Source organism: Flavobacterium plurextorum (assembly GCF_002217395.1).
Classification (GTDB): Bacteria; Bacteroidota; Bacteroidia; order Flavobacteriales; family Flavobacteriaceae; genus Flavobacterium; species Flavobacterium plurextorum.
On sequence record NZ_MUHD01000032.1, the window covers coordinates 64,227 to 77,503 of the forward strand.

The following is a 13,277-nucleotide window of genomic DNA, read 5'->3' on the forward strand; positions in this document are numbered from 1 at the left end:
TATCTTTGCAGCTTAGTAACTTAAATAAAGAATGGCAAAAGTAGTATTAGAATGTTCGTTTTGTGGAAGAAAAAAGCCAGAAACTAATTTATTAATTGCAGGTATTAATGCACATATCTGTGATAAGTGTATTGAACAAGCACACGGAATTGTATTAGAAGAATTAAAATCAAGCGGAAGCTCAAAACTTGTTGGAGACTTAATTTTAAAGAAACCAAAAGAAATTAGAGCTTTCTTAGATCAATACGTTATTGGGCAAGACCAGACAAAAAAAGTAATGTCGGTTGCCGTTTACAATCACTACAAACGTTTAATGCAGCAGCAATTGGATGACGAAGTAGAGATTGAAAAAAGTAACATTATCATGGTTGGTCAAACTGGAACAGGAAAAACATTAGTTGCTAAAACTATCGCAAAAATGTTAGACGTTCCTTTGGCTATTGTTGATGCAACTGTATTAACAGAAGCAGGTTATGTAGGTGAAGATGTTGAAAGTATTTTGACACGTTTACTGCAAGCTGCGGATTATGATGTAACCAAAGCCGAAAGAGGAATTGTGTTTATCGATGAAATTGATAAAATCGCCCGTAAAAGCGATAATCCATCAATAACACGTGACGTTTCTGGAGAAGGTGTTCAGCAGGCATTATTAAAATTATTAGAAGGAACAGTTGTAAACGTACCGCCAAAAGGAGGACGTAAACATCCAGATCAAAAATTTGTTGAGGTAAATACTCAAAACATCTTGTTTATTGCTGGTGGTGCTTTTGATGGAGTTGAGCGTATTATTTCAAAACGTTTAAATCGTCAGGCAGTTGGATACTCAACTTCTAAAAATGTTGATAATATTGACAAAGACAATTTACTGCAATACATTATTCCTAAAGATATTAAGGATTTTGGATTGATTCCAGAGATTATTGGTCGTTTGCCAGTTCTAACACATATGGATCCATTAGATCGCGAAACATTGCGTGCGATTTTAACACAGCCTAAAAACGCACTAGTAAAACAATATCAGAAATTATTTTTAATGGATGAGGTTGAATTTACAATTACAGATGAAGCATTAGATTTTATTGTTGATAAAGCATTAGAGTATAAATTAGGAGCTCGTGGATTACGTTCGCTTTGCGAAGCAATCTTAACAGATGCAATGTACGAACTGCCAAGTTCTGATGATAAAGTTCTATCAATCGATAAGGATTATGCAGAACATACTTTAAGTAAAAACTTATTGAAGCGTATGGAAATCGCTTCGTAAATTTTAAAAGATATTTTTTTAGAACCTGTTCATTTTTTGAGCAGGTTTTTTTATTGAATATTCTTAAATCATGTTTTTCTTTTTTTACTTAAAATAATATATTTGATACTTAATCTTTTACCATAAATTATGATAACTGAAGTTTTGAAAAATTTAGCTCATCTATATTATCCTAAAAATATATGTCCGTGGACTCAAAAAGAGTTATATTTTGAAACTGCAGAATATAAAAGATTACAGTCATTAATTGAATTTTTTGATTCAGATAGCAATCAGGAAATTCGAAGCAATATTAAAGCCGAATTTGCTAAAGATTCAGTTTTGAAAGATTTTCAAGATTTTTCTAGGCTTGATAATCAGGATCGATGTTATACTTTTTTTTTGAATGTCGTTGAGGAAGGAGAATTGTGTTCTATAACCTTATATTTGAGTATATTGATTCCTTATTATGTAATTAGCGTTTTGGTTCATAAAAACCAAATGATCATACCAAGAGCTAGAATTGAAGAATTGGAAATGGAAAATTTAGATCCAAGGAAAATTAAAGATTTGGTTTTAGAAGTAGAAAATATAGTTGAAAAAAAGTTGTTTTATTCAAAATTTCCAAATGAAATATTAAACAATAAATTTGAAGATTTTAGTTTTCAAGATTCATATTTAGGTGAATTTAAAATGTTTAATGCTTTTTTCAATAATCAAGTTATTCATCAAGAAGAAAAATAATAATTAAGAACTAATTGATATTTTGAAAACAAAAAGTTCTAAATCAGCCCTGATCGAAACGGCATCCTTTTGTTGCGGTCCCGAGGCTTCGGGACGCAACAAAAGATATAGTGTAGAGCAGGACAAAAGGTTTTTTTGAAATCGAAATGTTCTGCTTCAAAAAAAACTACTGCACCCTAAATTTTTCTCGATATTCAATAGGTTTCATTCCAACCATTTTATAAAATACCTTTCTAAATGCTTTTGGGTCATTATACCCTGTTTTTTCTATAATTTCTGAAATAGAAAGCTGCGTTTGTTCAAGATATTTTTTAGAACTCTCGACTCTAATATTTTGCAGATATTCAATTGGCGGAATCCCGGTAACTTGTTTAAAACGACGTGTCATGTTTCTGGCACTGGTAGGAATGTCTTTTGTAATTTCCTCTAGTTTTTCTATGCTGTGATATTGACTTTCAATTTTATGCTGTAACATAGCAACCAAAGTATCATTATGTAAATGATTCGGTCTAAAAGTGCTGAAATAACTTTGTTTATATCGATTTAAATCAATCGAGAAAATCTTAGCAATTTGCACCGCAATTTCATTTCCGCAATATTTTTGAACCAAAAGAATCAACAAATGAAATGTTGAGGTCGAACCGCCGCTTGTATACAAACTGCCATCTGCAGTTAAAGTTTCTTCTGGTTTTAATTTTACCATCGGAAAAGCTTTTGTAAAAGCACTGCAGGCATCAACATGAGTAGTAGCCAGTTTTTCGTTTAATAACCCTGATGCAGCAAACAAAAATGCTCCTGTACAGAAGCTCGCCAATTCAGCTCCAGATTGGTGCTGCTTTTTTAACCACGGAATAAAATTTTTATTCTTCGCGATCATTTCGCTCATATCATCAGTAGTGAAAGCAGGAATCAAAATCAAATCCAAAACTTTATTTGAAGTTTCAATTGAGTTGGTTTCATATCCAAATAAAATTCCCTGATTAATTTGTTCTGCCGATTGAAAAACCATAATGTCAAATGGTTTTTCGGATTCCTTACTTAATTTATTTGCCGTTTCAAATACTTCTAAAATTGCAGCAATACTCAACAATTTATAGTCGTGAGGCACGATTAAACCTACTCTTTTGCTCATGATTTTGTGGTTTTTTGGAAAATTAATTGTGTAACAAATGTAAGTAAAATGTCTTAAATGCCCCTAAAGTTGACTTTTATTGTATCCTAAAGCCAATTGTAATATTCTAAATTTGTTTTAAATAATTGTAACTTTAGATATTATGGACACGAAAATTTATATAAATCTTGCTGTAAAAGATTTAAAAAGAGCAATATCATTTTTTAATGAATTGGGTTTTTCTACCAATTTGAAATTTACAAATGAAAAGGGAGCCTGTATAGTTATTGGCAAAAACATAAATGTAATGCTTTTGCTTGAAGAGTTTTATAAAACGTTTACTGATAAGGAGATTTGTGATTCAAATAAAACTAGTGAAGTTCTTATTTCCATTTCTGTTGAAACACGTAAAGAGGTCGACGAAATAATAGACGAAGCAGTTAAGGCCGGTGGTACAGATTATCAAAGAACAAACGATTACGGATGGATGTACCAACGAACTTTTCTGGATTTAGACGGGCATCATTGGGAAGTTTTCTTTATGGATGAAACGCAGATTCCGGAGCAGATGTAATTAGAATATAAATCAAAGTATAATTTTTAAAAATATAAATAATGATAACAGTACAAAATACTATCAACGCATCTATAAACAAAGTATGGGATTTTTGGACATCTCCAGAACATATTACAAAATGGAGTTTTGCGTCTCCAGAATGGCATACGCCTTATGCCGAAAATGATTTACAAGAAGGAGGAAAATTCAAATCGACTATGGCAGCAAAAGATGGCAGCATGAGTTTTGATTTTGAAGGGGAATATACATTGGTTAAACCAAATGAAAATATTGAATACATAATGGGCGATGGCAGAAAAGTTGAAATTAGCTTTAAAGAAACTGAAAAAGGAGTAGAAGTAATTGAAAGTTTTGACCCAGAAACTCAAAATCCTGAAGAAATGCAGCGTGGCGGATGGCAGGCTATTTTGGATAATTTTAAAAGTTACGTTGAGAATAATTAGTTTTTTTAGGTTCAAAGACTCATAGGTGCATAGATTCAAAGAATTAAACTGTGACAAAGTAAACATTATGTCTTAGTGCCTTCGTAATAAAAAATGTTTAATGAAAAACATCAAAAAATGACAAAGCAAATATGGCTGAATCTGCCGGTAAAAGAGGTGGCAGTTTCAAAAGCTTTTTTTTCGAAAATAGGATTCTCTTTTAATGAAGAACATGATACGCCAAGTTCGACCTGCATGATAGTTGGTGAAGGGAAATTTGTAGTAATGCTTTTTGAAGAATCGCTTTTTGCGAGTTTTTCTCAGAACAGCTTAACAGATACAAAACTAAGCTCTGAAGTTCTGATTTCTATTGATGCAGAAAGCAAAGAAGAAGTCGATGAACTAGCCAAAAAAGTGAAAGATGCCGGCGGTACTATCTTTGCTCCGCCTGCAGAAAGTCAAGGTTGGATGTATGGTTTTGGCTTTGCAGATACAGACGGTCATCGATGGAATGTTTTATTTATGGATTTTGCTAAACTATCATAATTATGGAAACTTTAGAATTTACAATCAAAATTAAAGCTCCAGCAGAGAAAGTTTGGGATGTTTTATGGAATGAAGAAACGTATAAAAAATGGACAAGTGTTTTTTGCGAAGGATCTCATACCATAAGCAACTGGAACGAAGGGGATAAAATACATTTTATGTCACCAAACGGAGAAGGAATGTATAGTATAATAGAAACCAAAACTCAAAATGAATATATGGCTTTTAAGCATTTAGGAGAAATAAAAAATTTTGAAGAACAGCCTCTTGATGAAGAAACAAAAAAATGGACGGGTGCAATGGAAACCTATCGTTTAATTCCTGAAGAGGAGTTCACGACCTTAATTGCTCAGGTAGATGTAGTGGAGAAATATTTAGATTATTTCAAAGAAACTTTCCCAAACGGGCTGGAAAAAGTAAAAGAACTTTCAGAAAAATAGAAGACAAAAAACAAATAATAACAAAAAACAAGAAATCATGACAACAGTAAATCCTTATTTAATTTTTAACGGAAATTGCGAAGAAGCATTTCTATTTTACAAATCAGTTTTTGGAGGAGAATTTCCTTATATCGGAAAATTTAAAGATATGCCGGCAGAAGAAGGCTGCGCACAAGTTTCAGAAAAAGATGCCAATCGTATTATGCACGTTTCATTGCCAATTGGAAATACCATTTTGATGGGAAGCGATAGTAATGAGCAATCAGGAGATGTTGCTTTTGGAGCGAATTTTTCTATTTCAATAAATGTAGAAAGTACAACGGAAGCGGATAGAATTTTTAACGGACTTTCGGCGGGTGGAATTGTTTTCATGCCAATGAACAAAACATTTTGGGGAGCTTATTTCGGAATGTTTAAAGACAAATTCGGTGTGAGCTGGATGGTAAATTTTGACGAAAACATGAATAGTTAATTGAGATTCAAATCTTGGGTGTTTTTTACCACAAGTTTTAGATAATCTTACTGATAAAGAGTAAATTTTTGCGGCGAATTTCACGAGTTAATTTCACTTCATTAATGATTTTGTTTTTTTTATGAAATTAAAACAAGAAATAAATTAGTAAAATTTGCTGCAAGAATAAAGCCTATAAAAGGGAAAATCTTATTCTTTCGTATTTTAAAGAGACATTTTTAGATGTCTTTTTTTATGTTTATTAATTTTATGATAAGAAAAAGATTATATTTATAGCTTATCGTTAAATATATAACGAAGCTTTAAATTTAAACCTAATTATAGATGAAATTACTTTTGGTTGAAGATAATCCAGAATTGGTAAAAAGCATTGGTAGTTACCTCGTTCATGAAAACAATATTTGTGAAATGGCATTTACTATTGAAGAGGCGCGTGAAAAACTGGCTTTGTTTAGTTATGATTGTCTTATTTTAGACATTATGCTGCCAGATGGAAATGGGATTAATTTGCTTAAATTTATTAAAAAAGAAGAAATTGAAATTTGTGTGATCATAATTTCGGCTAAGAATTCTTTAGATTTTAAGGTCACAGGATTTGATGAAGGAGCAGATGATTATATTACAAAACCATTTCCATTGCCGGAATTATACTCTAGAATCAAAGCTGTAACACGTAGAAATAATAAAAGCAGAAACTATATCGAATTTAATGACATTGTAGTTGATCTGCTTTCAATGGAAACTAAAATCAATGAATTGCCAATTATTCTTACCAGAAAAGAAACTAATTTGTTGATTTATTTTCTCAATAATCAAAATAGGATTCTTTCAAGACAAGCAATAGCATCTCATCTTTGGGGAGATTATACAGATAATCTAGACAATTTTGATTTTGTATACCAGCATATTAAGAATCTTCGGAAAAAAATTACCGATGCTGGAGGAGAAGATTGTATCAGTACAATTTACGGACTTGGCTATAAGATGAGCACGTAATGACACGTTTAAATTATCGTTATACGAAAGCCTATTCCTTAGTTACTTTTTTTGTGCTGCTCATTGGTTTTTCTATCGTTTATACAGCAGTAAAAAGAAGTGCTTCTCAAGCTACAATAGGCGAATTAAAGCATTTAAATGCAATTATTGCCAAACAAATTGAATCTGGCTGCGACTTTACAGAACATAACTCCAGGAAAAATGTAGCAATACAATCTCTCACTGAAAAAAACGCTATAGAAACAGTAAAGTTTAAAGTGGTCTGGAGTGAGGAACTACAGGATAATGTAACAGAAGTTTGCGTTACAACCACCCATAAAATCAACAATAAGTACTATGGAATTTCGAGTCATACCTTTATGATTATTACCAATGATATTTATTTGAACGGTATTTTTATGGTATTTGCATGGACTTTTATTTTTCTTACTTCAATGGTAATTGTATTAAGTGAAGTCATTTCGGGCTATTTCCTCTCTCCGTTTAATGCTACTTTAAGATCTGTTAAGAAATTTACAATAAATCAAAAGGCTAATATCAAACTCGAGAAAACAAATACGCTTGAGTTTCAGGAATTAAATCGATTTTTGAAAAAAATGACCAAAAGAGCCCAGAAAGATTTCATTGCACAAAAAGAATTTTCTGAAAATGCCTCACACGAATTGCAAACTCCTATAGCAGTTATTAAAGCTAAAATAGAGCTTCTGCTGCAATCAAATCTTGATGAAGAACAGTTGGTTAAACTAACTTCTATGTTGGAAGAGTTAGAAAAGCTTTCCAAGATTAACCAATCCTTAACCTTGCTCATAAAACTTGAAAATTTTGAAAACAAAGAGAATTGCTATACTGATATTAGTGCTTTAGTCGAAGAAACAAATTCTTTTTTTTCTGATTTGATTGAAATGAAAAATATTAGGTTAACCAAAAACATAAAAAAAGGCGTACTGATTAATATGGATGAGAATCTGGCAAGAATTTTATTAAATAATCTTTTCAGTAATGCCATCCGACACAATTTTGCAGGAGGAGAAATTATAATCGAGATTTCAGATTTAAAACTAAAAATAAAAAATACAGGATACGCGCCTTCAGTTCCAATAGACGAATTGTTTGGCAGATTTAAAAAAGGCAATCAGTCATTAGATTCAATTGGAATAGGCCTTGCAATTGCAAAAAAGATCTGCGAAATTTTCGATCATTCTATCCATTACTACTACATTTCTTCCTTTCATATTCTTGAAATTAAATTTTTTAAAAAGTCAGATACTTAGATATTTGACTTCTAACTGCCACAATCAAAATTTCAAGTAAAACATAGATTTACTTCAATATTGCTTCAAGATGGGCCTTTTAATTTGCTGATACAAAATGCAGTTTTCAATTATTAATGGGTTTAAATTTAATGAGCTATATGAAAAAAGACGTGTTTAGAATTTTTATGGGATTAATTTGTGTGCTGAGTTTAGGGAATTTGAAAGCTCAGGAAATTAAAGATCCTGAAGCTGTTAAAAAGGAAAGTCCCAAATCGAAAGTACAGCCTTTGGGCGATTTAAAAATTAAGTTTAATGAGGATGGAAGCAAATATTTAAAATTTGGTTTTTCCAATCAAGCTTGGTTTAGGGTTATCGAAAATAATCCAGGAACATTGGTCAATGGAGTACCACAGTCGACCACATATGATGCAGGAATTAGAAGAATGAGAATTACTGCAACAGGTCAGCTTTCACCCAGATATTTAATGTTTGTTCAAATGGGAATGAACAATCAATCCTTTATTTCTGGCGGAGGAACAGGAACGGGAGGTAATGGCGCTGGTAAAAAAGCGGTATTCTTTATACATGATGCTTACAATGAGTTCGCCGTACTGCCATTGATGAACAGTGAAACTAAAAAAGTAAATGATTTTAGTCTTTATCTGGGAGCAGGTCTGCACAGTTGGAATGGAGTGAGTCGTTTAACAAATGCAAGCTCAACTAAAGTATTAACTTTAGATCTGCCGGTTTTTAATTTTATTAACATCGAAGTCTCAGATCAATTTGCAAGACAATTTGGTATTTTTGCCCATGGTGAATATAAAAAAGCGGCTTATAGAGTAAATGTAAATAAACCCTTTGCAACCAATTTGATACCTGCTGTTGGAGGTGGTGCTGTAGATAATAATAAGAGTGGTAAACTTTCGTATTCTGGATATTTTGACTATCAGTTTTTTGATACTGAAAATAGGAGTACTCCATTTTTAGTAGGTACTTATCTAGGGGAAAAGAAGATTTTAAATGTAGGTGCAGGATTTTATTCGACAAAAGATGGAACGCTCACGCAGCCTTCGGAAGGAGTCTTTAAAAGTCATGATATCATGGTTCTAGGCTTGGATGTATTTACAGAACTGCCTGTTGGACCAAAAGAAAAAAAGATGTCACTTTCATTTCTTAGTGTTTTTTATAATTACAATTTTGGACCAGATTATATTCGAACTACAGGAATAATGAATCCAGGAACCGCCGATTTGAATTTTAAAGGACCAATAGCTAAAGAAGGTTTTGGAAATGCAAGATATCTTTTAGGAACCGGACAGATTTGGTATACACAAGCTGGGTTTTTACTGCCTAAGTTTAGCGATAAAATCCGAATACAGCCTTTTGCAGCCTACACTTTAAAAAATATGGAAGCACTCCAAAAAGAAGGAAGTTATTATGATCTTGGAACTAATCTTCTGCTTGACGGACACAATGCAAAAGTTTCATTTCAATATTCCAGTCGTCCATTATATAATAAAATAACAAATAATGTTTTTGAAAGAGCCGGTGAGTTTATTGCTTCTGTTCAAATATGTCTTTAATATACTTAAATTATGTCAAAAAAAATAAACGTTGTGTCTGACCAAATGACAACAAGTCGTCGCTTAAAAGCTATTATGAGCGGATCAATTGGAAACCTTGTAGAATGGTATGATTGGTATGCTTACTCTGCATTTTCAATTTACTTTGCTCCTGTGTTTTTTCCACAAAGCGATAGTACCGTACAATTATTGAATACGGCTGGAATTTTTGCTGTAGGATTTCTAATGCGTCCTATTGGCGGATGGCTTTTTGGAAGTCTTGCAGATCGAGTTGGCCGAAAATTTTCTATGACCTTATCCGTTTTGCTAATGTCTTTAGGTTCACTGTTGATCGCATTGACGCCGTCTTATGAATCTATAGGTGTTCTGGCTCCAATTTTATTATTGATCGCAAGACTGCTTCAGGGATTAAGTGTAGGTGGTGAATATGGAACTTCTGCAACTTATTTAAGTGAAATGGCAACTGCAAAACATAGAGGTTTCTTTTCAAGTTTTCAATATGTCACATTAATTGGAGGACAGTTAATAGCACTTGGAATTCAATTAGTAATGCAAAAACTATTTTTGACGGAAGACCAAATGCACGAATGGGGTTGGAGAGTGCCGTTTTTTATTGGAGCCGTACTTTCATTGGTAGCCTTATATTTAAGAAGTCATATGGAAGAAACTAATGAATTTAAAATCATAAAAAATACAAATGAGGAAACTGTAAAAAAGAAAAGCGGTTCTTTGAGAGAATTGATGCGCCATAAAAAATCTTTAGGTATAGTAGTCGGTTTAACACTGGGAGGTACAATTGCATTTTATACTTATAGTACTTATATGCAAAAATTTCTTGTCAATACAGTTCATCTATCAAAAGATGATTCTACATTAGTTACCTTTTTATCGCTGTTGATATTTGCCTTGATTCAGCCCGTTTTTGGTTTGTTATCTGATAAAATAGGTAGAAAACCATTGCTTTTGGCTTTTGGAATTTTAGGTACTTTGGCCACCTATCCATTGCTTTCAGCAGTATCAGGAGCTTCGGAAAAGTGGGAAGCTTTTGGTTATATTATGATTGCTTTAATAATCGTAAGTGGGTATACCTCTATTAATGCAGTGGTGAAAGCCGAATTATTTCCAACAGAAATTCGTGCGCTTGGAGTAGGATTCCCTTATTCTGTTACCGTGGCAATTTTTGGAGGAACAGCAGAGTATATTGCACTTTGGTTTAAAAATGTTGGACATGAGACCTATTTTTATTGGTACGTTACCGGATGTATTTTTATCTCTTTGATTGTATACAGTTTTATGAAAGATACACGGAAAACGTCCACTTTTGGAGATACAAATGATTAGCTGTTGGTCGTATTTAATATAAACACTATAACTAATTTTATTTGATACTTTCCTGCTAAGTTCTAAAATTATAATCGTAAAAGTTACGTTATTCTAATACTTGGCTGTAATTGTTAAATAAAAAGAAAAAGCACATCTTTATGTGCTTTTTCTTTTTAAAAAAGTAAAGAATATTCTTTTTTATGATCGAGAGATTGTCGATTTTTGTCGCTTCTTAAAATCAATTCAGATAAAATGGTAGTAGAGGATAAAGAAATTATTTTATTAAAAGTTTCAGGACATGATAAACCAGGAGTTACAGCTGGTTTAACAGCAGTATTAGCAGCTTATGATGCTGTTATTCTTGATATTGGGCAAGCTGATATTCATGATACACTTTCTTTAGGGATTTTGTTCGAGATCGAAGCCGGCTCTACCTCTGGACCAGTTTTGAAAGACTTGCTGTTTAAAGCTTATGAATTAGAAGTTAAAGTAAAGTTTATTCCAATTTCTCTTGAAGATTACGAAAAGTGGGTAAAAACACAATCCAAGCAACGCTATATTATTAATATATTAGGAGAAAAACTTGCCGCTTCACAATTGGCTGCCGTAGCAAAACTTTTGTCCGATCAAAATTTAAATATCGTTTCTATAATAAGATTAACAGGAAGAACCTCTGTTGTCGAAAAAGAAGAATACCCAAGATCTTGTATACAATTATCACTAACAGGAGATATTGTCGATAAGATTGCCATGACAGCAAGTTTCATGGAAATTTCCAGAACCTTAAACGTAGATATTTCTTTTCAAGAAGATAATATTTACAGACGAAACCGTCGTTTAGTATGCTTTGATATGGATTCAACTTTAATTCAAACCGAAGTTATTGACGAATTGGCGGAGTTGAATGGAGTAGGGCCTCAAGTAAGAGCAATTACAGAATCTGCAATGAACGGCGAAATTGATTTCAACGAAAGTTTCAAACAACGTATGGCTTTGTTAGAAGGTTTGAGCGAAGAAGTTTTGCATAATGTTGCCGTAAATTTACCCATTACACAAGGAGCACATCGTTTGATGAAAGCCCTAAAATATTACGGTTATAAAACCGCAATTCTTTCTGGAGGTTTCACTTATTTTGGAGATTATCTTCAAAAAGAACTTGGAATCGATTATGTTCATGCCAATCAATTAGAGATTAAAGACGGTAAATTAACCGGGAAATATTTAGGTGATATTGTAGACGGACAAAAGAAAGCCGAACATCTAAAAGCAATTGCCGAAAAAGAAGGAATTCACATCAACCAAACTATTGCTGTCGGTGACGGAGCAAACGACTTACCAATGCTGAACTTAGCTGGTTTAGGAATTGCTTTTCATGCAAAACCTAAAGTAAAAGAAAGCGCTTCAACCTCAATTTCAAGTTTAGGACTTGACGGAGTTCTGTATCTTTTAGGATATCATGACCGCTATATTGATATGATGTAAATAAAACAGTTTGTCATTTCGACGTAAGGAGAAATTTTCGCAAGTAACTCCACAACGTGAGTTTAATCTTTGTCGAGCTTCTCGTGAGGATTTCTCCTTACGTCGAAATGACAAATAGAACTTAAATAAAACAAAAAAACCTTAGTCTTCTTTTAGGCTGAGGTTTTTTTTATGAAGTAAGAAAATCTAAAAAAGACATTATAATTCATCAGTCATTGAATCCCAAAAATCGGAATCCATTTTTTTAATTTCAATAGTTTGTTCTATTTGCATGCCTAGTCCAAAATCATAAATGTAGCTGGCTAAATTTTTCCCATCAATTAATACAACTGTTGTATTTCCAAATAAATTTTCAACGTATTCAATAGCTCCTTTAGAAAAATATGACGTAGTTATAAAAACGCCTTTGTTAGATTGTGCAACAGCTAATGCTCCTACAAATTTTTGGATTTCTTCACGTCCAATCGCAATATCAAGACGATATCTTTTAGCTTGAATATTTATTCGACCGAAGCCTAAAATATCTTCTTTTATAATGCCATCAATTCCTCCATCATTAGATCTTTTCGTGACTAATCCTGAGTTTTTTATCTCACCGCCATATCCCATTTTTGTAATAATAAGACAACTAATTTTTCAAAAGCTGTTGGTGTTTTGCTTAAAATTGTTGTTAAAATTTCATCATATATGGAATTTCTTATGTTACTAAATGATGTATATAACTTTTCTTGAGGAGTCGATCCATCATTTGTGTCAATTATTTTGATTTCGGGATTTTTGTTTATTTTTTTAGTCCTATCGCGTTTTGCCACTTCTACATCAACATATGCATTAATTTTTTCTGGGCTTTTTAGTATCTCAATTCCTTTGGAGTTGATTTTATAGTGGCCTCTTGCTGGTTTGTCTAGAAGCCCCGCCATGTTTAAATAGCTTAGCGCCCATGATATTCTATCATAAAATATATGACCATTTCCTGAAGTATACATTTCATTTTTTTCTTCTTCGGTTAATGAAAATTCTTTAGATAATGGTTCAATGAAATCTTTTAATTTCATTGTTGATCCGTTTAATAATAGATTTAATGC

Annotated in this window: 15 protein-coding genes; 12 read left to right on the top strand and 3 right to left on the bottom strand. The window is 32.5% G+C overall.

Annotation, left to right across the window (positions count from 1 at the left end; all coding sequences use genetic code 11):
• The first annotated feature begins 31 nt into the window (after positions 1-31).
• Positions 32-1,264 carry an ATP-dependent Clp protease ATP-binding subunit ClpX gene (clpX, locus tag B0A81_RS16990; RefSeq protein WP_089054474.1) on the top strand — a complete coding sequence of 411 codons (1,233 nt, stop codon included), beginning with the start codon at positions 32-34 and terminating at the stop codon, positions 1,262-1,264.
• A gap of 129 nt (positions 1,265-1,393) precedes the next feature.
• Positions 1,394-1,987 (top strand): hypothetical protein, encoded by a 594-nt coding sequence (locus B0A81_RS16995; protein ID WP_089059130.1) that lies wholly within the window; start codon positions 1,394-1,396, stop codon positions 1,985-1,987.
• 166 nt (positions 1,988-2,153) lie between these two features.
• On the opposite strand, the gene B0A81_RS17000 is transcribed toward B0A81_RS16995, so the two are convergent.
• Complete coding sequence (locus B0A81_RS17000) at positions 2,154-3,119, bottom strand: GlxA family transcriptional regulator (protein ID WP_089059131.1); 966 nt, start codon at positions 3,117-3,119, stop codon at positions 2,154-2,156.
• 142 nt (positions 3,120-3,261) lie between these two features.
• Between B0A81_RS17000 and B0A81_RS17005 the strand changes: the two genes are divergently transcribed.
• From B0A81_RS17005 to serB, 10 genes are all read left to right on the top strand, one after another.
• Positions 3,262-3,672: a VOC family protein gene (locus B0A81_RS17005; protein WP_089059132.1), complete on the top strand. Its 411-nt coding sequence runs from the start codon at positions 3,262-3,264 to the stop codon at positions 3,670-3,672.
• Positions 3,673-3,713: 41 nt separating this feature from the next.
• A complete protein-coding gene (locus tag B0A81_RS17010) occupies positions 3,714-4,118 on the top strand; it encodes an SRPBCC family protein (RefSeq protein WP_089059133.1) in 405 nt (134 codons plus the stop codon).
• 117 nt (positions 4,119-4,235) lie between these two features.
• Positions 4,236-4,643 (top strand): VOC family protein, encoded by a 408-nt coding sequence (locus B0A81_RS17015; RefSeq protein ID WP_089059152.1) that lies wholly within the window; start codon positions 4,236-4,238, stop codon positions 4,641-4,643.
• Between the two features lie 2 nt (positions 4,644-4,645).
• Positions 4,646-5,083 (top strand): SRPBCC family protein, encoded by a 438-nt coding sequence (locus tag B0A81_RS17020; RefSeq protein WP_089059134.1) that lies wholly within the window; start codon positions 4,646-4,648, stop codon positions 5,081-5,083.
• A 37-nt stretch (positions 5,084-5,120) separates the two neighbouring features.
• Positions 5,121-5,555 carry a VOC family protein gene (locus B0A81_RS17025; RefSeq protein WP_089059135.1) on the top strand — a complete coding sequence of 145 codons (435 nt, stop codon included), beginning with the start codon at positions 5,121-5,123 and terminating at the stop codon, positions 5,553-5,555.
• A 324-nt stretch (positions 5,556-5,879) separates the two neighbouring features.
• Entirely contained in the window at positions 5,880-6,551 is a 672-nt protein-coding gene (locus B0A81_RS17030; RefSeq protein WP_089059136.1) for a response regulator transcription factor, read from the top strand.
• On the top strand, positions 6,551-7,822 hold the full coding sequence (locus B0A81_RS17035) for a sensor histidine kinase (RefSeq protein WP_089059137.1): 1,272 nt from the start codon (positions 6,551-6,553) through the stop codon (positions 7,820-7,822). Before B0A81_RS17030 ends, B0A81_RS17035 begins: the two co-directional genes overlap by 1 nt.
• Before the next feature lie 140 nt (positions 7,823-7,962).
• Entirely contained in the window at positions 7,963-9,387 is a 1,425-nt protein-coding gene (locus B0A81_RS17040; protein ID WP_123922204.1) for a porin, read from the top strand.
• Between the two features lie 12 nt (positions 9,388-9,399).
• Positions 9,400-10,728, top strand: a complete 1,329-nt coding sequence (locus tag B0A81_RS17045) for an MFS transporter (protein WP_089059139.1) — start codon at positions 9,400-9,402, stop codon at positions 10,726-10,728.
• Positions 10,729-10,962: 234 nt separating this feature from the next.
• A complete protein-coding gene (serB, locus tag B0A81_RS17050) occupies positions 10,963-12,192 on the top strand; it encodes a phosphoserine phosphatase SerB (RefSeq protein ID WP_089059140.1) in 1,230 nt (409 codons plus the stop codon).
• A gap of 198 nt (positions 12,193-12,390) precedes the next feature.
• On the opposite strand, the gene B0A81_RS21860 is transcribed toward serB, so the two are convergent.
• The gene (locus B0A81_RS21860; RefSeq protein ID WP_244281438.1) at positions 12,391-12,801 is read right to left on the bottom strand and encodes a restriction endonuclease; all 411 of its coding nucleotides are present in this window, start codon (positions 12,799-12,801) and stop codon (positions 12,391-12,393) included.
• Positions 12,780-13,247: a winged helix-turn-helix domain-containing protein gene (locus tag B0A81_RS21865; RefSeq protein ID WP_244281439.1), complete on the bottom strand. Its 468-nt coding sequence runs from the start codon at positions 13,245-13,247 to the stop codon at positions 12,780-12,782. Before B0A81_RS21865 ends, B0A81_RS21860 begins: the two co-directional genes overlap by 22 nt.
• Positions 13,248-13,277: the final 30 nt, after the last annotated feature.